22 protein-coding genes are annotated in these 26,234 nt (G+C 58.9%); 16 read left to right on the top strand and 6 right to left on the bottom strand.

Annotated features, from left to right (window positions below; genetic code table 11):
• The first annotated feature begins 39 nt into the window (after nt 1-39).
• From M9Q49_RS28160 to M9Q49_RS28185, 6 genes are all read left to right on the top strand, one after another.
• Nucleotides 40-414: a hypothetical protein gene (locus M9Q49_RS28160; RefSeq protein ID WP_254512635.1), complete on the top strand. Its 375-nt coding sequence runs from the start codon at nt 40-42 to the stop codon at nt 412-414.
• Nucleotides 411-839, top strand: a complete 429-nt coding sequence (locus M9Q49_RS28165; RefSeq protein WP_254512636.1) for a HEPN domain-containing protein — start codon at nt 411-413, stop codon at nt 837-839. Before M9Q49_RS28160 ends, M9Q49_RS28165 begins: the two co-directional genes overlap by 4 nt.
• Nucleotides 840-851: 12 nt before the next feature.
• Nucleotides 852-1,433, top strand: coding sequence for a hypothetical protein (locus tag M9Q49_RS28170; protein ID WP_254512637.1), 582 nt, complete (start codon nt 852-854; stop codon nt 1,431-1,433).
• Between the two features lie 146 nt (nt 1,434-1,579).
• On the top strand, nt 1,580-2,710 hold the full coding sequence (locus tag M9Q49_RS28175; protein WP_254512638.1) for a PhnD/SsuA/transferrin family substrate-binding protein: 1,131 nt from the start codon (nt 1,580-1,582) through the stop codon (nt 2,708-2,710).
• 62 nt (nt 2,711-2,772) lie between these two features.
• The gene (locus tag M9Q49_RS28180; RefSeq protein ID WP_254512639.1) at nt 2,773-3,729 is read left to right on the top strand and encodes a DUF1559 family PulG-like putative transporter; all 957 of its coding nucleotides are present in this window, start codon (nt 2,773-2,775) and stop codon (nt 3,727-3,729) included.
• 9 nt (nt 3,730-3,738) lie between these two features.
• Nucleotides 3,739-4,203, top strand: coding sequence for a DUF4198 domain-containing protein (locus M9Q49_RS28185; RefSeq protein ID WP_254512640.1), 465 nt, complete (start codon nt 3,739-3,741; stop codon nt 4,201-4,203).
• Nucleotides 4,204-4,233: 30 nt separating this feature from the next.
• Here M9Q49_RS28185 and M9Q49_RS28190 read toward each other — a convergent pair whose 3' ends face one another.
• Nucleotides 4,234-5,112: an amidohydrolase family protein gene (locus M9Q49_RS28190; RefSeq protein ID WP_254512641.1), complete on the bottom strand. Its 879-nt coding sequence runs from the start codon at nt 5,110-5,112 to the stop codon at nt 4,234-4,236.
• 924 nt (nt 5,113-6,036) lie between these two features.
• On the opposite strand from M9Q49_RS28190, the gene M9Q49_RS28195 reads away from it, so the two are divergent.
• The gene (locus tag M9Q49_RS28195) at nt 6,037-9,141 is read left to right on the top strand and encodes an amidohydrolase family protein (RefSeq protein WP_254512642.1); all 3,105 of its coding nucleotides are present in this window, start codon (nt 6,037-6,039) and stop codon (nt 9,139-9,141) included.
• Nucleotides 9,142-9,348: 207 nt separating this feature from the next.
• Nucleotides 9,349-10,986: a CTP synthase gene (locus M9Q49_RS28200; RefSeq protein WP_254512643.1), complete on the top strand. Its 1,638-nt coding sequence runs from the start codon at nt 9,349-9,351 to the stop codon at nt 10,984-10,986.
• Nucleotides 10,987-11,021: 35 nt separating this feature from the next.
• Here M9Q49_RS28200 and M9Q49_RS28205 read toward each other — a convergent pair whose 3' ends face one another.
• The 4 genes from M9Q49_RS28205 to M9Q49_RS28220 form a co-directional block, all read right to left on the bottom strand.
• A complete protein-coding gene (locus tag M9Q49_RS28205; RefSeq protein ID WP_254512644.1) occupies nt 11,022-11,855 on the bottom strand; it encodes a hypothetical protein in 834 nt (277 codons plus the stop codon).
• A gap of 13 nt (nt 11,856-11,868) precedes the next feature.
• Nucleotides 11,869-12,804: an aminotransferase class IV gene (locus M9Q49_RS28210; protein WP_254512645.1), complete on the bottom strand. Its 936-nt coding sequence runs from the start codon at nt 12,802-12,804 to the stop codon at nt 11,869-11,871.
• A gap of 251 nt (nt 12,805-13,055) precedes the next feature.
• Nucleotides 13,056-14,276 (bottom strand): tRNA pseudouridine(13) synthase TruD, encoded by a 1,221-nt coding sequence (gene truD, locus M9Q49_RS28215; RefSeq protein ID WP_254512646.1) that lies wholly within the window; start codon nt 14,274-14,276, stop codon nt 13,056-13,058.
• A 14-nt stretch (nt 14,277-14,290) separates the two neighbouring features.
• Nucleotides 14,291-14,458, bottom strand: a complete 168-nt coding sequence (locus M9Q49_RS28220; protein ID WP_254512647.1) for an LPXTG cell wall anchor domain-containing protein — start codon at nt 14,456-14,458, stop codon at nt 14,291-14,293.
• 176 nt (nt 14,459-14,634) lie between these two features.
• On the opposite strand from M9Q49_RS28220, the gene M9Q49_RS28225 reads away from it, so the two are divergent.
• The 8 genes from M9Q49_RS28225 to M9Q49_RS28260 all read left to right on the top strand — a co-directional run bounded on the left by M9Q49_RS28225 (nt 14,635) and on the right by M9Q49_RS28260 (nt 22,916).
• Entirely contained in the window at nt 14,635-15,093 is a 459-nt protein-coding gene (locus M9Q49_RS28225; RefSeq protein ID WP_254512648.1) for a peroxiredoxin, read from the top strand.
• A 212-nt stretch (nt 15,094-15,305) separates the two neighbouring features.
• Nucleotides 15,306-16,379, top strand: coding sequence for an alkene reductase (locus M9Q49_RS28230; RefSeq protein ID WP_254512649.1), 1,074 nt, complete (start codon nt 15,306-15,308; stop codon nt 16,377-16,379).
• 76 nt (nt 16,380-16,455) lie between these two features.
• Complete coding sequence (locus tag M9Q49_RS28235; protein ID WP_254512650.1) at nt 16,456-16,662, top strand: hypothetical protein; 207 nt, start codon at nt 16,456-16,458, stop codon at nt 16,660-16,662.
• 195 nt (nt 16,663-16,857) lie between these two features.
• Nucleotides 16,858-18,414: a UxaA family hydrolase gene (locus tag M9Q49_RS28240; RefSeq protein WP_254512651.1), complete on the top strand. Its 1,557-nt coding sequence runs from the start codon at nt 16,858-16,860 to the stop codon at nt 18,412-18,414.
• A gap of 355 nt (nt 18,415-18,769) precedes the next feature.
• Complete coding sequence (locus tag M9Q49_RS28245; protein WP_254512652.1) at nt 18,770-19,345, top strand: YceI family protein; 576 nt, start codon at nt 18,770-18,772, stop codon at nt 19,343-19,345.
• Nucleotides 19,346-19,502: 157 nt separating this feature from the next.
• The gene (locus M9Q49_RS28250) at nt 19,503-20,354 is read left to right on the top strand and encodes a hypothetical protein (RefSeq protein ID WP_254512653.1); all 852 of its coding nucleotides are present in this window, start codon (nt 19,503-19,505) and stop codon (nt 20,352-20,354) included.
• Nucleotides 20,355-20,471: 117 nt separating this feature from the next.
• Nucleotides 20,472-21,986: a xylulokinase gene (gene xylB / locus M9Q49_RS28255; protein ID WP_254512654.1), complete on the top strand. Its 1,515-nt coding sequence runs from the start codon at nt 20,472-20,474 to the stop codon at nt 21,984-21,986.
• Nucleotides 21,987-22,028: 42 nt separating this feature from the next.
• The gene (locus M9Q49_RS28260; RefSeq protein WP_254512655.1) at nt 22,029-22,916 is read left to right on the top strand and encodes a hypothetical protein; all 888 of its coding nucleotides are present in this window, start codon (nt 22,029-22,031) and stop codon (nt 22,914-22,916) included.
• A gap of 100 nt (nt 22,917-23,016) precedes the next feature.
• Here M9Q49_RS28260 and M9Q49_RS28265 read toward each other — a convergent pair whose 3' ends face one another.
• The gene (locus tag M9Q49_RS28265; protein WP_254512656.1) at nt 23,017-26,004 is read right to left on the bottom strand and encodes a CHAT domain-containing tetratricopeptide repeat protein; all 2,988 of its coding nucleotides are present in this window, start codon (nt 26,002-26,004) and stop codon (nt 23,017-23,019) included.
• Nucleotides 26,005-26,234: the final 230 nt, after the last annotated feature.

Raw genomic sequence — 26,234 nt, forward strand, 5'->3', positions numbered from 1 at the left:
AGGAAAATCCGTTTTCAGGTGATGTGGGAAGCGAAATTCATGATTGCTCAACCGGCAGCAACCTCATCCGGCAACGAGGTCGAACAGGAACTGATTCTGCTGCGCGCCAAAGTGGAAAACGCCCTGCAGCGGATCAGTCATCTCGAACAGAAATCACGGCCGGCCCTCTTTCCGATTGATTCACCGGCGATGATTTTCGCCCGCGAACTGTGCGCACAGTATTTTCCCGGCCCGGTAGAAGTGGAAATTGCTAGCGCGCCCGACGATCCGGAATCGAAATGGTACACATTTATCGTTCGTGGCCAGGGATCGACTAGAGAAGTGGTCGACAAAGAGGCAGAAGTGTTCAAGGAACTTGATAGACAATATCCAGTGGAAGCCATGGACATCCGCCTGGCGGTGGTTTTCGAATGAAACCGGAGGCATTCCTGGCGCAAGCAGGCAAGTTGGCCGCCCACTCACAAAACGATGCTGCGAATGCCAGGACGGCAACCAGCCGAGCCTACTATTGCGCCTTTCATCTGGTGCGTCTCTTTCTTGCCGAGTTGAACTTCCCCGCCGGCAAAGATCACGACCTACATAAGCCGCTGATGGCATCGCGCAATCCGATCGGAATCGAGGCGGCTCGGTACCTTTCGCATTTGTATGAATCGCGCCGCCGAGCAGATTATGAGTTGACGAATGTGGGTTGCGAGACGCAGGAGGTCGCGCAGAATTCCGTGGAACGCGCCGAGCGGATCAAATCCCTACTGCTGCAAATGCAAGCCGAACCGCCCCGCACAGAAATTGCCGCTGGGCTGCATACTTATCAGCAACAACTGCCGAATCGAATTTCCTAAACCAGCCCAGCCATGCCCTACACCACTTCCTGCCCATGCGGACGCGATGTGCCGGTCGAAGCGACGCAGGCGGGCACTGAGCTCGAGTGCCCCGGTTGCCGGCGGAGCGTGCGAGTGCCGCGATTGTCGGCACTGCGCGTAGCCGCCGGCGAAACGGCGATTCCGCTCAACGCTGCCGAGCGTGTGGCTCACGCTGTCAAACAGGGACTGCTGCCGAGCAACCTGGTTTGCCCAGTTACTCATGGCAGCGTCAATGCTGTCGCGATCTTTCGCATTCACTGCGAACGTAGCTGGAAACGGGAGCAGGCGGCTGAAGAGGACCACGCAATATCGCGCCTGATCACGATGCTTCTCTTCAGCTTCGTCGGTCTGTTTGTCTGGACCTCGCGGAAAGGGAAGCAGGAAGTTCTCGGCCGCGACACCTTCGTCGACACGCCGCTGGGAGTTTCCAGCGAAGCGCTGCCCCAACTCTCTCGCCAGCGCAATCAACGCGAGCTCCAGCGACTGCTCTGCGCCATCCCCGAATACGCTGCCGTCTTTGCCGAGTATCCCGGCGCCACGGTTTCGTTTGTCTCAGGTGCGGAACTGCGTTAAGACGCGGAATTTGGCAGAATTTTTCAGCGCGCACGTTCTGCCCCACCATCGATCTTCATCAAACATACACACAACCTTTATTGAGGACGCTAGCGCAACCTATACCCTGAACGCGATTAGTCACGCCGCTCACCGAGACGCGTTTTATGACGGGCGAAGTAACTGCCGCGCGAGCCGCATCTAATAAGTCTGCGAAGTTCTCGTTCAAGAGCCTGTTGTTCGTCGCAATCCCAGCCATCGTTGTCGTGCTGGGAGTTTTCGGCCTGCTTTACAGTCAGGCGCAACGCGAAACGCCGCCGCCGGTCGACTTCCTAGCCATCGTGAAGCTCGCCCTGCGATCGCCCAAGCGTCTGTCGCAAAGCCTAACGGACAAAAATGGCGATCTGGTCGCCGACGCGCCCGAGGATCCGGCGCTATGGCTTGATCCAGAAACTTTAGAGTTCGAAATCCTCGGTCGCGACCTGGCAAGCGAGACCCAGCAGTGGTCCGATTTCGTTTCTCACCTGCAACAAGTAACCGGCAAGCAGGTGCATCTCACTCTGCGACCCGAACCAACTTCACTCTCGTCCAGCGAGGCCACCCCGCCCACCTTGCAACAGGCTCGCGATTTTCACGCTGGCAAGATTCATCTGGCCTGTTTGAACACGGGCGCCGTGACGCTCAATGTGAACGAAGGTGGCGCTGTTCCCTTTTGCGTCATGGCCGATGAGGCAGGCAAATTTGGTTATGAGATGGAGATCATCGTCCCTGCCGACAGTCGCGTGACGAAAGTGTCGCAGCTCAAGGGCGCCGAGAAAGTGTTCTTCGCGTCGATGTATTCGCACTCTGGTTTCAAAGCCCCGCTGATGATCCTGTGGAATGATTTCAATCTGCAGCCCGAACGCGACTACACCCCCGTGTTTGTCAGCGGCCAAGAACAAGCCATCGAAGTGATTGCAAAAAATCGCGGCGACGCAGCGCCCGTGGCCAGTGATCTGCTGCGGCGAATCATCGGTCGCGGCGACGTTGCCGAAAAGTCGATCCGCTCGATCTACAAATCCAAGGCCTATCCGCCGGCGTGTTTCGCCTACGCCCATCAGTTGAAACCGGAACTCGCCGAAAAGGTGAAGACCGCGTTTCTCGAGTTCCGCTGGGCCGGCACTTCGCTGGAAAAAGCGTACGCCGCCGCCCAGCAATCGCGCTTCGTGCCGGCTTCGTATCAAAACGATTGGCAGTCGGTTCGCGACATCGAAGATCAAGTTTCTTCGCTCCTCCAATCCGAAGATCGCCATCCCTGACGCCGTCACCAGTTCAACAGCTTGCCTCGTAGCACCAAACCAAAACCTTCGTGAGTTTGACGATGAAAAACCGCCGCGCCTTTACTCTGGTCGAGCTCTTGGTGGTGATTGCCATCATCGGCGTGCTGGTCGCGTTGCTGCTCCCCGCCGTGCAGGCAGCGCGCGAAGCAGCCCGGCGTGCGCAGTGCATGAATGGTCAGCGGCAACTCGGTCTGTCGACGCAGATGTTTCATGACACGTATCTGCGCTTTCCCTCGGGCGTCAATCTGCCCATCAGCGGCGCCTCTGGTGCAATAGCTTCCACTAACCAACTCGTGACGTCCGGCACCGTCACCAGTCCACCAATTCCTAATCAGTTTGCCTCGATCTTTGAGCAGATTTTTCCTTTCATCGAGCAAGACAATCTGAAGAAATCAATTGACCTCACGCAACGCGAATACGCCAACTGCGGCAGTCCGACTTCGATCGGCGCTCAGGTCGTGAAGATTCTGTTGTGCCCATCCGATCCGGTGAAAAAGGTGACGACTTATACGGCCTCGGGCGGAGCCATCTATTACTTCGGCCAGAACAGCTACATGGCCAATGGCGGCACGCGGGCGTGGTTTGTGACGTACCAAAAAACAGATGGCATGTTTTGGATTAATAGCGCGGTCCGCATGGCGGAAGTGACCGACGGCACCTCGAGCACGCTGATGTTTGGCGAGCGGTATCACAAGGATCCGGCCTTTAAAGATATGGAAACAACCGGCGGCTGGGCCTGGGCGAATTACTACGCCGCGCAAGATTACATCGGCAGCACGCCAGTTCCGATCAATTACAAACTGGCTGCGGGTACGACTCCCACAGTGGCACAGGAAGATGACCGGATGTGCGCGTTCGGCAGCGGCCATCCTGGTGGCGCAGTCTTCGTGATGGTCGACGGCTCGACACAATTCCTCACGCTGACCGGCAACGGCGCAGGGCTGCTGCTGCTGCAGCAACTGTCGACGCGCGGCTCGGGTGAAGTCGTCAGCTTTTAAGGAAATCCGATGACGACCGTCAAATTTATTTGTATTTTGAGCCTGGGTGTGCTCGTTATCGCTGCTGGCTGCGCAAAAGTCCCGCCGCAGATCACGCCGGTGGAAGGGGTCGTGTTGCTCAATGGCAGCCCGCTCCCCAACGCCTACGTTCAGTTCATCCCGCAGTTGGACGAGTTCGGCGCCGAATACAATTCGACCGCTACCACCGATGAGGCGGGCAAGTTTACGCTCACTTGTGGCATGAAGTCGCAACCGGGGGCCGCCGTCTGTGAACATCGCGTGCTCGTGATGGAGGCGCCCGCGCCGCGTGAGTTTCGCAGCATGGAAGCCGACGCGCAAACGAAGTATGCGATCTACCTGCGCACATTGCGAAACCGGCCGATCCCGGCCAAGTACGATTCAGCCCTGCAAACACCGCTGAAAGTGAAGGTGGTGAAAGAGCAGCTGAACTACGAACTGGTGCTGACGCGATGACGGCTTTCTAGGCGAAGTAAATTCGCTGTTCTAGGCAAAGTAAATTCGCTCAGCCGTCTTCCGAAACAACTGCTCTTGATCGCCGGCCGATAGTCCTGCGCGGTCGCGAAGCAGCGCGATCGAAGCCGCGTAAGTGTGCCCCTTCACTACTTGATAGGGCGCGTCGCTGGCCCACATGCACCGCTCGGGACCGAAGGCCGTGAGCACACGGCGAATCATCGGCAGCAGATCTTCGTAGGGCGCCTCCTTCTTACCTAGCGCGTAGTACGCCGAGAGTTTGACGTTCACTTTTTTGTGCTGCGCGAGGGCCAGCAGGTTCTTCACATCGGCGTCCCGGATTTCACCATCGACGCCGATGCGGGCAAAGTGATCGATGACGACCGTCGTGTCGGGATGCTTACGGCACATGTCGGCAACGCCTGGCAGATCTTCGGGATTGATCAGGCAGCACATGGCCTGGCCGGTTTCGCCGCCAGTCTTCCACATCGCGGCCATGCCGTCGCCGCTGAGCCATTTTTCCTTGCGAATCCACGACGTGATCCGAAAGCCTCGGACGCGCTTTGTCAGCAACTCGGGCATCTGCTTTTCGGGCACTGGCTGCGTGTCGTCGAGCATGCCGGTCACCGCAAACGTGCCGGGAAATCGCGCCGCGCAATCGATCAGGTAGCTGTTGTCCCAACTGTGATAGGTGTGATGCTGAATCAACACCGCGCGCCCCACCTTCACCGGATGCGCCTGCTTCAGAAGTTCCTCGGGCGTGAAGCTCGGCGGATCGAGATCGGCCTGCGTCTTGCCGTTCGCGAGCGGCCACTTCTTCGTGTCCGGCGACCAGACGTGGGAGTGAGCATCAATGAGTGGATGCTCGGCAAATTTGTCCTCGGCAGCTCGCGCGGGCCAAGTGGAAGCCATGACAACTCCAGCGACTGCCGACGAGCACAGAAAATCCCGCCGGGAAAAATCGTTCGACATAGTGGCCTCATCGAGTGGATGGTTGCCAGTGGATTATAGCCGCAGCGGTGCTTCCCTAAACAAGAAGCTCGAGGACGCCGTCGCGACGAGCGAGGCAGCATCCTGTCCTGCTCCCCTCGCCCCGCTTCGGGGAGAGGGGCTGGGGGTGAGGGGTGAACCGAAGCGAGAGTCTGCTAATGAGCACGCACTATGGATTGCCGACCAGTTCGCCAGAAAATTGAGTCAAACTCACGCATTATCCCCTCACCCCCGACCCCTCTCCCCGAAACGGGGCGAGGGGAGAGATAAGGCCGCGACGGCGTCGCTGGCGTGAATCGCTACCTGGCGGGGCTACGCCGGACCAGAGTTGTCCAGGCGTGTTGGTCTAATCTCTTTTCGCCACTCGGTCTCGCGCGCTACGCGGGCCTCGAGCCGGTTACTGCTGCGCGGTCTCAACCAATCGCGGCAGTGTTGTGAAACACCCATGGAATCATTCGCAAGGTGCTCGATGTTTGGCCAAAACGTTGTTATCGGTGACTGCAAAATGATTGTCGAGTGTTGTGAACTGTTGTTAGAAAATCGGCGGTATTTTGTTCGCAAGCCCTTACCACGAAATGGTTTCGTGCAGGTTTTTGCCCGGAACGAAAGTATTGTGAAACTTTCCGCCCCTTTTTGCGCAAAGTTTGTCGCATCAATACCTTTGGACAAAACAAAAACTGCCACAACTGTTGTGAACGTGGTCGCCCCCCGCCGAGGCGGTCAGTGGGTGTGATGAATACAAGGAGAAAAGGGCCCCCGATACTTTCGCCGCGCCGCGGTCCCAATTAGGCTCAGCATCGTTCCTGTTTGGCCATTGCTCGAATGCTCGACATCACGAGTTGCACCATGCGTTTGCCGATTTTTGTCAGCGGTTTGCTTTTGCTCGTTACTGGGGCGACGTTCGCCGCGCCGCCACAGATCGAGCCAGTCGCCGGCCTCCGCGAGCGGACGCCGCGGGTGCAGGCCATCGTGAATGCCAGGGTTGTGCAGCGGCCTGGCAAGGTGATTGAGAACGGCCGGGTGCTGATTCGCGACGGCGTGATTGTCGCCGTGGGTGAAAAGATCGACCTGCCGCCAGAAGCCCGAGTGTGGGATCTGCAAGGGAAGACCGTTTATCCGGGCTTCGTCGATGCGTTCACGGAGCAGCAGATTCCTGCCGACAAGTTGCCGTCGGCGGCTCGTCACTGGAGCAAGCGGATCACGCCCGAGCTGGAACTCGCCGCGTTTTATCAGCCTGAGGAAGCACTCCACACCAAGTATCGCGCGCAGGGGATTACCGCGCGGCTCGTCGCGCCGGCAGGCGGGATTATCAAGGGCCAAAGCGCGCTCGTCCTCAACGGCGGTGTGAATCGGCCGACGATCGTGCATGGAAAAGTGGCGCAGCACATTCGCTTGACGGTGCCCTTTGGTGTCGAGCGCGATGAGTATCCCAATTCGCCGATGGGCGCTGTTGCTCTGGCCCGGCAAACGATGCTCGATGCTCAGTGGTATCGCCAGGCCAGCACGGCGGCCGCAGCCAATACGCTGTTGCCCCGGCTCGATGCCAATCGATCGCTCGATGCGCTGTTGCCCGCCATTGATGGCACGCAGTTGGTGATTGCCGATGCCAGTGATGAACAGTTTTTGCTGCGGGCCGATGCCTTTGCCCGCGAGTTTGGTTTGAAGCTCGCCATCCGCGGCATCGGGCGCGAATATCGCTTGCTCGAGCTGGTGAAGAAGACCGGCCGGACGATCATCGTGCCTGTGTCGTTTCCGCAGCCGCCGAATGTCGACACGCTCGCGGCTTCGCTCGATGTTTCGCTCGAACAGCTGATGCACTGGGACCTGGCGCCGGAGAATCCCGCGCGGCTCGTCGGCGCTGGCGTGCCGATCGCGCTGACGACGTATGGCTTGACGAACACGGCAGACTTCTTGTCGAACGTTCGCCGCGCGGTGCAGCGCGGATTGTCTGCCGACGCAGCGCTGCAGGCGCTCACGCTCACGCCGGCGGAGTTGCTTGGCGCCGAAAAATCGCTCGGCAGCATCGAGCCGGGCAAACTCGCCTGCCTCGTCGTCGCCGATGGCGACTTGTTTGCCACGAAGACCAAGCTGCTCGAAACCTGGGTCGAAGGCCAGCGTTACGAACTGCAGGATGCGGCCCGCGTCGATATCCGCGGCCGATGGCAACTCGAATTCAGCGACAAGCCGGGGAAGTTTTCGCGCGTGCATCTCGCGCTCAGTGGCACGGCAGAAAAGCCGAGCGGCAAATGGTCGTTGAATGAAGAACTCGAAAAAGCGGACAAACTCACCGCGCTGAAGATGCACGATGCGGTCGTTGAGTTTTCCTTCGACGGCAAACCGCTGGACCTCGCCGGAGTTGCACGAGCAAGCGGCGTGGTGGCGGCTGGCAAGGAAAACGAACTGCGCATCAGCGGCGAAGTGATTTGGGCCGACGGCAGCCATTCGAAACTGACTGGCAAACGGACTTCACCTTTCCGGGAGGGCGAGGCTCCCGCCGAGCCGAAGGGGGATAAGAAAGAAGAAGAGAGCGACAAGGAAAAGCCCAAAGACAAAACCGATTCGCCGGCTGTTTCGCAAGTGAATTTTCCCCTCGGCGATTTTGGTTTGAAGGAAATTCCCGAGCAGCACGAGATGGTCGCCATCAAGAATGCGACCATTTGGACGGCGGCCGATCCACCGGTGATCGAAAACGGCGTGCTGCTGATTCGCGCCGGCAAGATCGTTGCCGTCGGCAAGGAGCAGGAGATTCCCGAGGGGATCACCGTCATCGATGCGAAAGGGAAACACATTTCGCCTGGCATCATTGATTGTCATTCGCACATGGCGACCGATGGCGGCGTGAACGAAGCCGGTCAGTCGATTACGGCTGAGGTCCGCATCGGCGATTTTGTCGATGCCAACGACATCACCATTTATCGTCAGCTCGCCGGCGGCGTGACCGCGGCGAACATCTTGCACGGCAGCGCCAACACTATCGGCGGGCAGAATCAGGTGATCAAACTGCGCTGGGGAAGTTCATACGAAGGGCTGCGTTTTCGCGAAGCGCCGGCCGGCATCAAGTTCGCGCTCGGCGAAAACGTGAAGCAAAGCAACTGGGGCGAAAAGTACACGAAGCGTTATCCGCAATCGCGGATGGGCGTCGAACAGATTCTGCAGGATGCGATGGTTAGTGCGAAAGATTATCGCCGCCGCCTGCAACTCTGGAAGCAGAATCACGAAGGCTTGCCGCCGCGTCGTGATCTGGAGCTCGATGCGCTCGTCGAAGTGATCGAAGGAACTCGCTTGATCCACTGCCACAGTTATCGGCAGGACGAAATCCTCGCGCTGCTGCAAGTCTGCGAACAGCACGGCGTGCAGGTGGCGACGCTGCAGCACATTCTGGAGGGTTACAAAGTGGCCGACGCCATTGCTCGCCACGGCGCTGCGGGTTCATCGTTCAGCGATTGGTGGGGATACAAATTTGAAGTGCTCGACGCGATTCCGCACAACGGACTGCTGATGCACCGCGCTGGCGTGAGCGTGTCGTTCAACAGCGACGACCGCGAACTGGCCCGCCATCTCAACCACGAAGCCGCCAAGGCGATGAAGTACGGCGGCGTGCCCGAAGTCGACGCGCTGAAGTTCGTCACGCTCAATCCGGCCAAGCAACTGCGCATCGACAAGTACGTCGGCTCGCTCGAAGCCGGCAAGCACGCCGACTTCGTCATTTGGAACGGCCCGCCGCTATCGACGCTCGCGCGCTGCGAACAAACCTGGATCGAAGGTAGAAAATTCTTCGACCGTGCCGCGGATGTGGTGATGCGCAAAGAACAGGACCAGCTCCGCGCTGCGATCATCCGCAAGATTCTCGCGTCAGGCGAATCGATGAAAAAAGCGGGCGACAAAAATCAAACCGAAGCTGATCTTTGGCCGCGAGAAGATGAGTATTGTGCGCACAGCCGTGGGCAATAGTCGCCTTTCACTCCGTGAAAGGGCGCGTCTTTCCACCGCAGTTGTAGGATCGTTGCTGCACATTTCACCGTTCCCAGACGCGTACTTTCGCGGAGCGAAAGGCGACTGTGCCCCTGGGAGAACTGCCGGTTGATTTGCTAAAATGCCCGGAGGCGCGGGCGGCGGTTTTTCTTTGGCGAGCAGATATTCGACGGGGATGTCGTTTTCATGACGAAGCATATTTTCGTGACGGGTGGCGTGGTTAGTTCGCTCGGCAAGGGGCTGACCAGCGCGTCGATCGGCATGTTGCTCGAGCGCCGTGGCTTGCGGGTGCGGATGCAAAAGCTCGATCCGTATATCAACGTCGACCCCGGCACGATGAGCCCTTATCAGCACGGCGAGGTCTATGTTCTCGACGACGGCAGCGAAACCGATCTCGACCTCGGCCACTATGAACGCTTCACGCACGGCCCGCTGACTCGCGATTCGAATTACACGACGGGGCAGATTTATCTGTCGGTGATCAATCAAGAACGCCGCGGCGAGTTTCTCGGCAAGACCGTGCAGGTCATTCCGCACATCACCAACGAAATCAAGAACTGCATTGCCAAGCTGGCCACTCCCGATGTTGACGTGGTCATCACCGAAATCGGCGGCACGGTGGGCGATATCGAAAGCCAACCCTTCCTCGAAGCCATCCGCCAATTTGCCCTCGATGTGGGCAAGGACAACTGTCTCTACATTCACCTCACGCTCGTGCCGTACCTGAAGGCTGCGGGCGAACTGAAGACCAAGCCGACGCAGCACTCGGTGGGTTTGCTGCGGCAGATTGGTATTCAGCCCGATATTCTGATTTGCCGCACCGAGCGGTCGATCGATCGCGACGATCGCGAAAAGATCGCCCTCTTCTGCAATGTGCCGCTCGAAGCCGTCATCGAAGAGAAGGACAAGGATTTTTCGATCTACGAAGTGCCGCTGAGCCTCGTCGACAACGGCCTCGATAAGTTCATCGTGAAGCGCCTGCAGCTGACAGCTGGTTCGCTGAACATGGACGCTTGGAAAGATCTGCTGCACAACCTCCGCAATCCGAAGCACGAAATCAGCATTGCCGTCGTCGGCAAATACGCCGAGCACAAGGATGCGTACAAGTCGATTTACGAATCGATCGATCACGCTGGCATTCATCATCATTCGCAAATCCGCATCGGTCGGATTCAAAGCGAAGAGATCGAGCGCGAAGGGGCCGCCGCGTTGCTGCAAGGCTACGACGGCATTCTCGTTCCCGGTGGTTTCGGCGAGCGCGGCATCGAAGGCAAAATCGAAGCCATCAAGTTTGCACGCGAGCGCGGCATTCCGTTCTTCGGCATTTGCCTCGGCATGCAGTGCGCGGTGATCGAGTTCGCCCGCAATGTCGTGAATCTGAACGGCGCGCACTCGACCGAGTTCAGCAAAGACACACAGCATCCCGTCATCTGCCTGCTCGACGATCAAAAGAACATCGTCGACAAGGGTGGCACGATGCGGCTTGGCACGCACCCGGCTGCACTCGCCGACGACACGCATGCCCGCGACTGCTACGCCCAGCCGCAAGTGCAAGAACGCCACCGCCATCGCTACGAATTCAATAACGCCTACCGCCAGCAGTTCGCTGCGAATGGTCTGGATGTGACTGGTTCGAGTCCCGATGGCAAACTGGTCGAGATCGTCGAGATCCCCGGCCACCCCTGGTTTCTCGCCGTGCAGTTCCATCCGGAATTCAAATCGAAGCCGACGCAGGCTCATCCGCTGTTCGCGGGTTTTGTGCAAGCCGCCATCGAACGCCACTCACAACGCGGGGAACGGATCGCGGAAGTGAGCGCTTCGTAGCTTTCGCGTGGCGGTTTACTTCAACCGCTTGAGCATCAAGGATGCAAACAGTCCGAGCGCTGCAGCAGTAGCTGCGGTGCAAAGGTTTCGCGCAAGCGAATCGCTTGCTCTTCATCGATGCCGCAGCACTCCAATTTGACGAGCGCACCTTGCAGCCGCGACATCAATTGAACGACGTCGCATTCGTCCATGTGCCCCGTCGAGATCGTCACCTCTTGCAGGGTGGGGATTGGATAGATGCTCTGCAACTCTGCCGGAGAAGCGTACACTTCCAGGCACTTAACGGAACTTTCCGGAGAGACACAACGCCAAAAGTTCGAGAACCCGCCTCCGCTGTAAATGAAGACGGGGCAGTTCAGCTTGATGTCGGTCGTGCTAGACCAATCGCCCCGCTGTTGCACACTAATCGAGCCGCTTGTGCAGTTGTTCAGAAAGAAGGTTGCCGCAGCAGGATCCAGGCGATGCAAAACTAAACGAGGGGGCGAGAAGGCCTCGATGATCTTTTGAGTGCGCTGCAAATCTGCCTGTCCATTATGAGCGCTCCTCAGCGCTACATACCGCACGTGCTGTGTTCGGCGGGGATCCACCATTTTCGCGGCCTGCTGCAGAGCGACGAAGCCTTCAGGCGAGATGGCATCGATCGGCATGATCATACCGAGGTGATATTCGAGAGCCCCTAGTCTGCTGGAACTTTCATAGATCCACGGTTGGCAATTGGCGCTCGTGATGAGTTGCCGCAACGAATGAATGTGCAGGCGGTTGCGGAGATGAGTTCCCACCACACCGGCAGCGACCCCCACAAGCGTGAGCGCGATCAACAGCGATCGCAGCGAAAATCGTCGCCAACGGGTAGGTATCCAGCGCAACATGAGAAAATTTTACCTAAGCACGCTGCGAAAACTGCTTCGCCTGCCGTTCGATATCGATGCCGGTCCGCCGGCTGAACGCAGCGAGGAGTTGTCTGGCGATCGGCCCAGCCGTGCCTTGCGAAATCGTTTGGCCGTTGAAGTGCGTTACCGGCCAAACACACGGACTCGTGCTGCAGAGCAGGATTTCGTCGGCTGCTTCGCAATCGGCGAGAGTGAGGTCACGCTCGCTCCATGGAATCTTGAGCTCGGCGGCCAATTCGCCGAGCACGGCGACGCTCACACCGGGAAGAATGCTGGCTCGCGGCGGCGAGACGATTCCTTCGGCAGCACGATAGATCAGCAGGTTTGCCGTCGAGGCTTCCGTGACAAAGCCGCGCTGATCTTGCATGATCGCGCGAGCGCCGGGCTGCTTCAGCCGCGCGGCGCGATCGGCGAGGAAGTAGTGCATGCGGCTGCGACACTTTAGTTCGACCGGCCAGCAATCACTGGGAACCTGCCGAACATCGGTAGCGACTAGCGTTTCGCCCTGTTCGTATTTCTGCACCCACGTCGCAAACTGCAATGGATAAGTGTGCAGGCAGAAGAAAGGAACGGGAGCCGCAGGGTGTGAGCCAGGCGCGGCCGCAGCGAACGTCGGGTACGTGCCGGGGGTGACGAACATCGACAAGCCTAGGTCATCGCCGGGCTGGAGCAGATTGTGATTGTGCGTCGCCAGTTCCTGCGCTCGAGCGGCGAGTTCGTCGATTGAGATCGGCAGCTCGACGCCGACGATTGAGAGTGAGCGTTGCAGTCGCGCAAGATGCCGCGGCAGTTCGAATAGTTTGCCGCCGAAGGTGCGAAGTTGCTCGGCAACGGTCACGCCTTGCATGAAACCGGCATCGGTCACCGAGATTGCGGCTTGCGAGGCGGGGACGAGTGTGCCGTTGAGATAAGCTAAGGGTTCAGACATGCTGCCATCTTACTGCCGACTTTCGCACTGGAGGTAGCCCATAGTCGTCGATCGCTCCGCGATCGATGAATGGAGGTGAACCGACCGCGCGCTGCCGAAAGAGCTTCGCGACTTTCGGCTTTTTGGCGAGTGGAGTTCACGAGATCGCTGCCGCGTACTCTCGCCAAACGACGGAATATCGCTGGCGCTTATTCCTGCGCCTTTGATTGTGCATCGTCCATTCATCGACCGCGGAGCGTTCGACGACTGGATTATTCTGCGCCTTCGGCGGGCGTTTCTTCTTCCTCTTCCTCGGCTTCCATAGCCAAGCCGGTGATGCGTTTGACGAAGATCGTCGCGTACGAGCCGCGGCGGAGCGTGAATTTCAACGTCAGCTTGCTGCGGCCGGGATAGAGCTCATCGGGGGCGGTGTCGTGCTGCAATTCTTCAGGGCGGAAGATCGCGGGGCGTTCGCCGCGGCTGAAGAAGGCGTCGCGGGGAAATTTCACGCGCACCTCGCGGAGCTCCATGCCTTCGGCCTGCATCACGTCGTCGATCAGGTCTTTCAAGTCGCCAGGCTCAAGATGCAATCGGGCCGACGGCAAGGGCATTTGAAAATCGAGCATCCAGCCGCGATGTTCCGGCGGCAGTGCGGTGAAGAACGGCAGATCCTGCCGAGCGATGCGTTGCCGCTTGAGATCTTCGGGCCGGCAGTTGGCTTCGAGCACGGCGGCCAGCATTTGATTCCACAGGTGACTTTGATAAGCGGCGAGCCACAGGCTGCGGAGGTCTTGTCGCACTAGCGCGAGCGCTCGTTTGAAATCGGGCTTGATCGGCTTATCGGCAAGGTAAGTGATAACGCTCCGCGTGTGCGACCGGGCGAGAGCCGCTTTCGCTTCGGGCCATTTGCCCCAATGTTCGCGCAGTATCTTTTTCTGTTCGCGCTCGTCAGGCCGGTCGTGCACATTGTGTTCGGCGAGGGCCAACCAGAGGGCCTTTTCGTAATCCCCTTTGCACCACGGCTGAGCGATGAAGACGCCGGACTCGCCCAGCGAACCAAACCGCTGTTCATCGAAGTAATTCGGCAAGCCGTCGCGTTCTGCTTCGGCCAGCGTTTGCTTGGCAGCCGTGATTTCGGCGGCATCCATGTCGCGAATGACGACGGTGAAGCGGTTGCTAACGATGTCGCGCGGATGAACGGGCCGCGTCGCGTAGCCGAGAAACTTCAGATCGACTTGCCCGGCCTGCATTCCTTGCCGAGGGCCGCCTTTGATGGTGACATATTGGCTGGTGCGCGCGTGGCGATCCTTGAGGCCCGCCCAGGCGATTTGCGAGCGCGGAATGTTCCAGCGGTTGACGATGTGGTCGATGGCTTCGAGCGTGCCGATCGATTGCTTGGTGAGCAGGTAAAGAGCAAACCCACCGCCGTTGCTGCGCAGCGAAGTGATGAGTTCATCAACTTGAAAATCGGCCGGGATGCATTTGAGCTTCATGCGAGTGCGGGCTATTACTTCTTCTTTTTCTTCGCATCCACCGCTTCGCGACTCGTGGGTCGCAGCACCAGTGCCAGGCCGACGGCGATGAGGACACCGATGGCGACGTAGCCGAGCATGGTCTTGGCAAAACCGGTTTGGGCCAGCAGCGCGGCGGAATCGAGGAGGAGTAAGGCAGACATCGCGACCTGCTGAGGAAGAGGCGTGATAAAATCGGTGGTCGTTCACAGTTGGGGTCACGTAGGCTGAAGCCATGCTTCGGCTGAGTGCCCGATCGCCCCTCGATCGAAGCATGGCTTCGATCTACGGGATCCTGTTAGCGTGTCGTCCATTCTAACCAGCGAGTCAGGCATTCCCAATGGCTGCGATTCAAGTCGGCGATGAAGCTCCGGATTTCACCCGCGTGACGCAAACGGGAGAATCGATATCGCTGCACGATTTCCGCGGCAAACAGGCCGTGGTCGTCTATTTTTATCCTGCCGATAACACGCCGGGTTGTACGGCGCAGGCTTGCGCTTTTCGCGATGCTTATGAAGATTTCGTCGCCGCCGGCGCCGCGGTGATCGGCGTGAGTGGCGACTCGCTCGACAGCCATCAAAAGTTCGCCGAGGGAAAGAAGCTACCGTTTCTGCTGGTGAGCGATGCCGACGGCGAACTCCGCAAAGCCTATGGCGTCCCGAAAACAATGTGGGTAATGCCAGGCCGCGTGACCTATGTCATCGATCGGGAAGGGATCGTGCAGCAGGTTTTCAATTCACAGCTGTTTGCCACGCAGCATGTGAAGGAGGCGCTGGGGACGGTGCGCAAGATGAAGTAATTCGCCACCCTGGCGGCGGTGGCGCAAGCCTCTTTCGGCAAGCGATTTACGTCGATTTAAGGACCGTCATAGCCGTTATGAAAACACGGCCGTGTAAGGTCGGCGGCGAGCGGCGGTATAAAACGGAAAGCTGACTGCCTCGCATGATCGCGAGACTCGGCGGACCTCAAACTTGCCCCCCAAACCTGCCTCTAAAAGAAGTGAGAACTGCGATGCCGACTCTACTCGATCCTTTGGTAGTGGGCGATTGGCACCTGCCGAACCGCGTGATCCTGGCCCCCCTGACGCGAACCCGGGCGAGTGCCGGCCGCGTGCCGAATGCGATGATGGCCGAGTACTATCGCCAGCGTGCCGGCGCGGGGCTGATCTTGACCGAAGCCACCAGTGTCACGCCGCAGGGCGTCGGCTATCCGAATACTCCCGGCATTTGGTCGCCCGAGCAGGTCGAAGGTTGGAAGCTCGTAACCCGCGCGGTGCACGCCGCCGGCGGTCGTATCTTGCTGCAGCTGTGGCATGTCGGCCGCGTGTCGGACCCCTCTTATCTCAATGGCGAATCGCCCGTCGCGCCGAGTGCGATCGCGGCCGAAGGCCATCTGCACTTGCTACGGCCCGAACGCCCCTTTGCCGTACCGCGAGCTCTCGAGCTGCATGAAATTCCCGGCATCGTCGCAGCTTACAAGCAAGGCGCTCGGTACGCTCAAGAGGCCGGCTTCGATGGCGTGGAAGTCCACGGCGCGAATGGTTACTTGCTCGACCAATTCCTGCAGGACGGCAGCAACAAGCGGACCGATGAGTACGGCGGCTCGATCGAAAATCGCGCTCGGCTATTGCTGGAAGTGACCGATGCAGTCACGTCGGTCTGGGGAGCGAATCGCGTCGGCGTGCATCTGTCGCCGCGCGGCGATTTGTACTCGATGGGGGATTCGAATCCAGCCGCGACGTTTGGTTATGTCGCCGAACAACTCGGTCGCCGAAAGCTGGCTTTCATTGCCGCCCGCGAATCGGTCGGCGCGAACCGCCTTGGCCCCACGCTGAAAAAGAAGTTCGGCGGCGTCTATATCGCCAACGAAAAGTTCTCGCTCGAAACGGCCAACGAAGCTCTCGCCAATCACGAAGCCGATGCAGTGGCCTTTGGTCAGCTCTACATCGCCAATCCCGATCTGCCAAAGCGGTTCGCACTGGGCGCCGCGCTCAATCCGCCCGACCCCAGCACATTTTACGGCTCGGGCCCGCACGGCTACACCGATTACCCCGCGCTGGAAGAAGTGGAAGCAGCCGTCGCGTGATTGCCCCCTTTGGCATTCCGCTTGCATCCCAGTCATGGCTAAGCAATCACCCCATTCCTGATCGAGGAGCTTAGCCATGACGAAGAGTACGCAAAAAACCGTGAACGACGACGTACAGGTCGCTCAAACGGAAACCGAACGCGAGTACGAAGACTCGCCGAATGCTCCCTTCAACCGTCATTCGATCCGACCACTCGGACCGTCGACCAGTCAGCAACCGAAAACGGACGAAGAGCGAATCGAGAAGGAAAAGGAATACTTCCACGGTGGCACGAAGCCATAAACCCGTTGCCGAAAACGGGTGTAGCTGAATTCGCCAGAATTCAGATGGTGGCGTTCGAAAGGTGCCCTCTGAATTCTGGCGAATTCGGCTACTCGGTTTGACGCAATACTCGGCTGGCTACCATGGCGTTCGGAGGCGATAATCGACGTTGCGCCTCGATCTGCGTTCCATCCCGCCGAAGTACTGAAACCTCCCATGCTTGCTGTTGCCGGTCAGCGGACCGATGTCGTTCATCTTCATCCGCAAGACAATATCGTCGTCGCCGCTCGCCACTTGGCCGCCGGCGAAACGGTCGCTGTCGGAGACGGACAATCGATCACGCTGTCGCAGCCTATCAAGCTGGGCCACAAGATCGCCCTCGTGCCGGTCGCCAAGGGTGAGTACGTTCGCAAGTACGGCCAGATCATCGGCACGACCACTTCGGCTGCCGAGCCGGGGGATTGGATCCACAGCCATAATCTGAGCAACGGCGATTTCGTTCGCGATTATGCGAAAGCTCAGGAAATTCCCGCGCCACCGACGCCGATTGTCGGCCGAACCTTTCAAGGCTTCCGTCGCAAGGATGGCCGCTCGGGAACGCGCAATTACATCGGTATTGTCTCGAGCGTGAATTGCTCGGCGACGGTTTCGAAGTACATCGCCGAGAAGTTCGATAAGAATGTGCTCAAGGATTATCCGAACATCGACGGCGTGATCGCGCTGCGGCACGGCGGCGGTTGCGGCCTGCAATACGGCGGGTTGCAGCACAATATTCTCGCTCGCACGCTGGCCGGTATGGCGCGGCATCCGAACATCGGTGGCTATCTGATCATCGGCCTCGGCTGCGAAAACGCATCGATTGGTTATCTGCTCGATTCGCAAAGTTTGTTGCAAATCGACGGCAGCGGCAAACGGCACCTGCCGCCGGTCCTCTCGATGCAAGATCTCGGCGGCACGGCGAAGACCGTGGAAGCTGGCATCAAAATGCTCGCCGAGTTGCTGCCGCAGGTGAACGATGTTCGCCGCGAGCCGATTCCAATCAGCGAGATCATCCTCGGCACGAACTGCGGCGGCAGCGACGGCAATAGTGGCGTGACATGCAATCCGGCCCTCGGCGTCGCTTCCGATATGCTCGTCGCCGGCGGCGGCGCGAGCGTGCTGGCCGAGACGACGGAAATTTATGGCGCCGAGCATTTGCTCACTCGCCGCGCGAAGTCGGTCGAGGTGGCCGATAAGTTGCTCGAGCGGATTCAATGGTGGCTGTGGCACACCGGTTTGTACGGTGTGGAAATCGATAACAACCCATCCGTCGGCAACAAGGAGGGTGGTCTGACGACGATCGCCGAGAAGAGTCTCGGCGCTGTCGCGAAGGCCGGCAGCACCGCACTGACTGATGTCTATCAATACGCCGAGCAGATCACCGCCAAGGGTTTTTCCGTGATGGATACGCCCGGCTTCGATCCGCCGAGCGTGACGGGCCTCGTCGCTGGCGGCTGCAACATGATCGTCTTCACCACAGGCCGCGGCAGCTGCTTCGGCTGCAAGCCCGTGCCGTCGATCAAGGTGGCGAGCAACACGCCGATGTACGAACGGATGATCGACGACATGGATATCAATGCCGGCGAAATTCTGCACGGCAAGAGCGTCGACGAGGTGGGCCGCGAGATCTTCGAGAAGATCATCAGCGTTGCTAGCGGCGAACAGACGAAGAGCGAGCAGCTGGGCTACGGCGACGAAGAATTCGTGCCCTGGCAGATTGGCCCGACCCTCTAGTCGTCGAACGCTCCGCGGTCGATGAATGGAGGCTAACCATCCGCGCGCCGCCGAAAGAGCGCCAGCGACTTTCGGCAATTCGGCGAGTGAAGGTTGCAGCGCGAGTTCACCTCCGTTCATCGATCGCGGAGCGATCGACGACTTGGGAAAAATCCGTGTAAGGAAACCGCGTGTCGCTGGTATTCCCGTCTGAAAGTAGCTGAATTCGCCAGAATTCAGAGCGGCTAGTTGGACTCCACCAACTGAACTCTGGCGAATTCAGCTACTTTGCGTTCGCCGATCGCGCTGTTACTTTGAGGCAGCGCCGGGCGGAGTCGGCGATTTTTTCTTCTTCAACTGCTAATGGAGTTTGGGTATGCGCACTTTGGCTCTGGGTTTGGTTCTTGGCTTCGTCACGGCGAACGTTTTCGCTGCCAATGCGGTTCCGGTCGATAAAGGCGCTGCTGCGATTTCGGCCGCCAATTCAAAGATCGCGTTCGTCGGCACGCATAGCGGCGACAAGCCCGATCCACGGGTCGGCGGCTTTGGCAAATTCACCGGCAAGGTGACGGTTGATTCCACAGGCAAGCTGACCGGCGTGACGGCCGATATCGATGCCACCTCAATCTTCACCGCCATTCCGAAACTGACCGATCACCTCAAGACGGCAGATTTCCTGGAAGTGCGCGAGTATCCGACCGCCAAGTTCGAATCGACCAAGGTCACGCCCGGCAAGGAAGGGACCGCGACCGTCACCGGCAAATTGACGCTGCACGGCAAGACCCAAGAGATCAGTTTTCCGGTCACGTACAGCATGAGCGCTGAAGGCTTGTCGCTGAAGAGCGACTTCACGATCAACCGCGGCGAGTTCGGCATGACTTATGGCGCTGGAAAGGTTGATGACAAGGTCTCGCTGAGTGTGGTGGTTGGTGAGAAGACCACGGCTCCGTAGTCTTTGCCCGCGAGCAGGATCCCGTAGATCGAAGCCATGCTTCGATCGAGGGGCGATGAACCCATGGGAATCGACGGTTGGTCACTCAGCCGAAGCATGGCTTCGGCCTACGTGACCCCAACGACCAATCAATGCGGCGAACTGCTGTCGGTTAATTATGGAAATCGCTGCACTCCTTATCATCCCAATCGCAACGGCTGCCGCCGTCGCGGCGCTTGGGCGCTGGTTGCTGCCCGGTGCGTTTCGATATGTATTGCCCGTTGCGATCGCGGCGGGTTTTGCAGCCGGTTGTTTTCTGTTTCCCGACCGCTTACCGCTCATCGCAGAACGCTATTGGCATTGGCTGCCGTATGTGGCGCTGATTGCTGCTGTTTTTGGCGCAGTAACGGCTGCGCGCGGTGAGCGCGCTTACGATCTGCCATTCTGGCTTTTGGTGCTCGGTTTCATCGCGGCCTGGTTGATCGTGCCGCGCTATCCCGATTTAAAACCATCGCGGCCGTGGTCGCTGTTGTTGGTGACCACTTACCTGGCCGGCATCACCTGGTTGCTCACTCAGTTGCCGGAGCGTCTGCGGGGACGATTATTTCTGGCCATCCTCACGCTCACTGCGTTGGCCACGACGGTGCTCGTGACGGCGGAAGTTAGTTTGCGGATCGGCACGGTTGCCTTGCGAGGACCGCTGGCGATGCTCGGCTGTCAACTCGTGCCGCGACTATTTGCCAAGAGCAACTGGGATCAAATCCCGCGCGAGTTGCTCGGCGTGATTTCAGTGTTCGCCATTCTCGCCGGCGGCAGTGCTTACATCGGCGCGGTGGAACTGTCATCGCCGCATTGGCTGTTGCTCGTCGTCCCTGCAGCGCCGTTGGTGCTGTGGTTGTTTGCGTTTGGTCCGCTCTCGCGTTTGAAGGGTGCGACAAGCATCATCGCGCAGCTCGTTGCCGTTGCACTCGTGCCGCTGGCGATTGTGCTCTGGATCTTTCTGCACGCCGAACCCGATGAATGGGGTTGAGCCCACACCAGCCTGAAGCGCAAGCGAAGGACTCGGCGGGTTCCTTCGCTTGCGCTTCGGGCTTGTGTACAATCCGTCGCTCACGATCGAAGAACTCTCTCGCGCGGAAGCTGCACCATGGCTCATTTTCTCGGCATCGATATCGGCACCTCGGGCACCAAGACGCTGGTCGTGAGCGAAGACGGCAAGATCCTCGCCGAAGCGGCGCAGGGCTACGGCCTCGCGATGCCCAAGCCGCTGTGGACCGAACAGAACCCAGAAGATTGGTGGCAAGCGACCATCGCCACCGTGCGAGCCGCTGTGAAGAAGGCCAAGCTCAAGCCCGCCGACATCAAAGCGATCGGTCTCTCAGGCCAAATGCACGGCAGTGTGTTTCTCGACAAGAATCATCAGGTCGTTCGCCCCGCGCTGCTGTGGAACGATCAGCGCACGAAAGCCGAGTGCGATGAAATCGAACAACGGGCCGGCGGGCGAAAAAAGCTGATTCAAATGGTCGCCAATCCCGCGCTGACCGGCTTCACCGCGCCGAAGATTCTCTGGCTGCGCAACAACGAGCCGAAGAATTTTGCCAAGACGGTGAAAGTGCTCCTGCCGAAAGACGACATTCGTCGCCGCCTGACCGGCGAGTATGCCACCGAGGTGAGCGACGCCAGCGGCATGCTGCTGCTCGATGTGGCCAAGCGAAACTGGAGCACCAAGCTGCTCGAGAAGCTCGAACTCGATCCCTCGATGTTCGCGAAGGTTTATGAATCTGAAGAAGTTACCGGCAAGCTGACTGCCGCAGCCGCGAAGGAACTCGGCTTGACGACCGATTGCGTCGTCGTCGGCGGCGCCGGCGATTGTGCAGCCAACGCGGTCGGCACGGGCGTTGTCGAGGGAGGCATTCTCTCGAACAGCCTCGGCACGAGCGGCGTGATGTTTGTGCATAGCGACCAGATGCAAGTCGATCCGCAGGGTCGGCTCCACACGTTCTGTCACGCGGTTCGGGGCAAGTGGCACATGATGGGAGTCACCCTCAGCGCTGCCGGTTCGCTGCAATGGTTCGTGGAAAAGATCTGCAGCGAAGTGAATGCCAAGAAAAACGCTTACGACATCATCAACGAAGAAGCCGCGAAAGCTCCGCGCGGCAGCGAAGGTTTGTTCTTCCTGCCGTATCTTTCCGGCGAACGAACCCCGCACGCCGATTCGAATGCCCGCGGCAGTTTCGTCGGCCTCACGCTCTCGCATGGCCGCGGCCATCTCGCCCGGTCGATCATGGAAGGTGTCGCCTATTCCCTCCGCGACAGCCTGGCGATTCTCGCCGAGATGAAAGTCCCGGTGAAACAAATCCGCGCTTCGGGCGGCGGCGCAAAGAGCCCGCTGTGGCGTCAAATCCAAGCCGACGTCTTCGGCCAGGAAGTCGTGACGATCAACGCCGAGCAAGGCCCGGCCTACGGCGTGGCGCTGCTCGCGGCCGTCGGCGCGGGCTCATACAAGAACATTCAGGAAGCGTGTGCCGCCACCATTAGCGTCGTCAGCCGCACGCCCGCGGATAAGAAAGCGATCCCGATCTACGACCGCGGCTTTCCGATTTACCAGCAGTTGTATCAATCGCTGAAGAAGGATTTTGTGGCGATTGCGGGGTTGGGGTAGACTTATCTCCATCGTTGCCAGGACCTTTCTTGCGAGGCCGCCATGTCAACTTTGGCTTTACTTGTGTGCTTGCTCGCTGCGGATCCTTTGGAAGAGATCAAGGACCGCATTGCCGAACTGCAGAGCGATAATGCTGCTGTGGTAATGGAAGCGTACGAGCGATTGCAGGTGCTGACGAAAAGCCCCAATCGCGCGCGAGCGCATGCCGCCAAAACTGCCGTCGCTGCCTACGAGCAGAAAAATGGTCGTCCGCGGGAGCTCGCGGGAAAGAACTCTCGCGAGGATTTGGCCAGATTTACGGCCGAAGAATTGCGGCAAGACTCCCTGAGAATTTCCGGTGCGAAGGACTTTTATAACGACAACGGTGTGCTGCGAGTTACCTATCCGCGCCTTAACGGATTGACCGTCGAAACGACTGACTTTGGTGACGAGCAACTGCGTCCGGCGCTTGAGTCGAAGCGCCTGGTTGACCTGGCTCTCTTCAAAACCGCAGTCACCGGCAAAGACTTCGCCCGGCTGAAGATGCCCCGTTTGACGATGCTGACACTCGAAGGTTCGCCGGTGGGCGACGCGGAAATCTGTGCACTCAATCCAGTAAACTTGCCAGAGCTCGTCATCCTGGACCTCATCGACACAAAAATCACCGACAAGATGCTGGCGGAATGTCAGCTCACGGGAATCAAAGCGTTATATATTAACGATACCGCCGTCACTCGCGACGGCCTGCGATCATTATCGCGCTATCCCGCGCTGCAAAGTCTGCGAATGGATTTTCGTTCGTTTGATCCGGCAATTTTGGCCGAGATCGCGGCCGGAAAATCACCGATCAAATTTTTGCGACTGGCGTATACCGTTGCCGAGGAAGAAGCCGCGAAAAGCATGGCAAAGAATGCGCCGCCAGGGCTGAATCTCATGATTCGGCCGAAGTGATTACTCGCCGGGCAATCAAACGGGCTTGGCAATCGAACGTTACGCTGCAGTTCCTGCCGGAACTGCGCGGAGTACCACTTGATCCGGCCTACGGTGATGATCAGTTCGAGCCAATGAGAACCAGCGGCGCCCAATAGAATGGGTGCGACCATTTTTCTTGTTTGCGAACCCAACGTTTGCCTTCACGTAATGCGAGCGCGTAATCGGCGAGCTCTCCCTTTTCGCGGGCTTTCGCTAAGTCAGAGCACGTGATGCTCACCAGGCTCGCGCCGGCTTTGTCGTCGACGACCCAGTTGCTGGCCATCACACGCCGGGCGCCGGCGATGATGAAGCCGCGTGATAAGGCCCAGATGCCTTCGCCCTGTTGTTCGGGGCCGTGGTTCGTCAAGCAAGCGCTCAAGATGGCGAGCTCGCAGGCGGATAGATCGAGCTCGTCGAGTTCGGCCAAGGTCAGCATGCCGTCGTCTTTCGGGTCGGTGGTGGAGTTACCGGGAGCGACGGCGAGCATGCCGAAGAAATTTCCGTAGGCGTTTTCGCTCATGCCGTGACAGGCAAAGTGCAGCAGCTGTTTGCCCTGGGCGTTCTTGCGAATAGCGGCTTCCGTTGCGTCGGCTCCGATGAGACTTGTTACTTGCGCGCCCGCTTTCTTATACGCATCGGCAACCCACCGCGCCTCGAGGCCCGATGCCGGCAACGGCTTGAGCCCGCCGCGAAAGGCGGCTGCTCGCGACGGAGTCGAGCGAGGTTGCGCCGAAGTGGCATTCGCCGGCCGGCGGTCGTAGAGGGGATCTCCCAAGGTCAGCACCCGATAATCGGTTGCTGGTTTCGCCTGGCGTTCGACGAGCCGCAGCAAAACAGCGGTCGAAGGAGCGTAGGCAATCGGCGGGCTGACGTCGAGCAGATACTTTGCCGCTGGATCAGACTCGACGACCAGCGTTTCGAGTGGCAGCAGCGCCAACGGACCATCGGCTAGCACGATCAGGCGCTCGAACTTGTCCGTAGAAAATGCTGGCCGCAGTTCCTGGGGAACGAGCACTTTCCACAAGGCATGCAGGCGCTTGTTCAATTCGACGGAATCGGCTCGCGATGTCAGCATGGGCAGAACGGCGGTCTTGCCGTTTCCTTGCAGCGCCGCTTGCAACCGCTCGCGCGTCAACTGACCAAATTCGATTCCCAGTTCCTTGGCTTCGCCGGGCAGCACAACGAGCTCGAGCATCTGCACGTCGGTGGGCGACACGGTCAGGACATAGCTATGAACCGTGCCGATGAAATAGCTCACCAGCAGCGAGTTTTTGCCGAGCAACTTACTGCGGGCATCGGCGGTTTTCACCGAGCCGTCGTTGGTAGATAGTTGCCGTTGATAGCTCTTGCTGGCAGTCCGCAGTTCGCTCTCGAATTGATACAGCGCGCCGCGGGCGGTGCGCAGTTCCGACACCAGCTTCTCGCGGCGATCTTTGATCGCCGCGGATTCTTTGGGCGAGGCATCGGGGAGTTCTTGCAGCTGAGCCCACAGCGTGGAAAGTCGGCCGCGAAGCTCTGCCCGGCGCTCGTCGAGTTTCTTTCGCTCGTCGGCCGATTTGCCGGCGAATAAATCTACGCCGCTCTGGTTGATCGCTTCGAGATAGGAACGGGCCCGCGCTCGCTCCATGGTCGAAAAGCAAGCGTCGAAGTCGCCGGCTTCCATTTGCCAACCCAGCAGCAACTCATACGTGTAGTTGAACCAGCCGAACGTGCCGGCGCGATCAAACTCCGAGCCGCTGCTATACAGACGCGTGGATTCGGCAATGTCGAGCGCTTTGGAAATTCGTTCCAGCGCTCGCTCCTTCTTGCCGACGGCCCAGTCGACGCGGGCCAGGTTTCGCCAGGCATGATGTTGGGAATCGAGCGCCGCTCCCTCTTGCTCGAGATACTGGAGCGCGGCCTCCAGAATTTTTTCCGCCTCGGCAAACTTGTTCTGTCGTACCAGCGCCTCCGAAAGCGTGATGCGGGCCACGGCGGCATCGAACTGACCAGCCGTGTACTTCGCATCATCGGCTGGCAGCACGCTGCGCAATTGTTTTTCGGCCGCCGCAAATTTCCCGACAAAAATCAGGTCCCAAGCCAGGCTGCTGTTGACTACCAGCAGCTTGTGATGATTGGCTCCCAGTTGCGTTTGCAAAATACGCAGCGAACGAGCATTGGCCTCGGTCGCCTTCTCGTGCTGACCAACATCGGAATAGCAATTTGCCAAGTCAGCGAGCATGAATGCGTAGTCGGGATGATTCGCGCCCATCACCTTCTGAGCTTGAGTCGTTGCTTGCTCGAGCAGCGCCACCACATCGGCCGAGCGATTCTGATGGCACATCACATTGGCGTAGTTCTGAATCAACTTGAGCGTTACCGGATGATCGAAGCCGACCCCGAGGCTCTCGGCGGTTTTTAATCCATACTGGGCTAGATCTTCGCCCTTCTGATATCGGCCTTGGCGAACATAGACATCGACCAGGTTGAGAATGGCGGCGATTCGAGTTGGGCTCTGATTGTTCGTGCGATGGTGCGCCTGCACGATGTCGCTGAAGCGCGTCGCGGCATCTTTCAAGTCGCCGGTTTGAAGACTGAGCAGCGCGAGATTGTTGACACCCAGCAGTGTGGTTGCGTGCTCGCGCCCCAGAATCTGATTTCCCAGATCGATCGATTCTTTGAGTAGCGGCCTAGCGTTGTCGTAGTCGCCCATCTGCAAATAGGCAGCGCCGAGGTCGGACAGGGCTTCGACCAGTGACTCGCTATTCGCAGAATTCTTGCGGGCATAATCGAGATAGTCTTTGTAGAGCGGCACGGCTTCGCGGTATTTGCCTTGCCCAAAGTAGGCGCCCGCGAGCGCTGTTTTCCAAAACACCTTGCCGCGCGCGAAACGCTCGTCGTTGGCTTTGATCTGCAGGGCGTATTGCTCCGCCTCGCGATACTTGCCCGCTTCGAGCGCAGCCTGCCAGCCGTCGATCAAGCCGTTGTAGGTATCGGGGTCTAGCTGGCCGAAGGCGGTCGCGGAGGTCGTCGCCAGCAGAAAGAGGAAGCAGAGAAATGGAAAACAATTCCGGCGAATCAGCGTCATGGGGAAAAACTACCGAAGCTTCGTCTCGACTGGCATCTTAATTTCACAAAGGGGCCAACATGGCCTACTTCTCTACAATCTGGATTCTGTTTTGTGACAGCCAGCCGGGAAATTTGCGTGCGGGCCAGGACGCTGACGGCGATGAACTGCTCCTAATCATCAGTTTAAGTCGATCCGTGCTCCCTTGCGAGCGAGTTCGGCGGTGGGCCGAAGTGTGGCGTTTTCTCTGC

The sequence above is a fragment of the Anatilimnocola floriformis genome, assembly GCF_024256385.1.
Lineage (GTDB): Bacteria > Planctomycetota > Planctomycetia > Pirellulales > Pirellulaceae > Anatilimnocola > Anatilimnocola floriformis.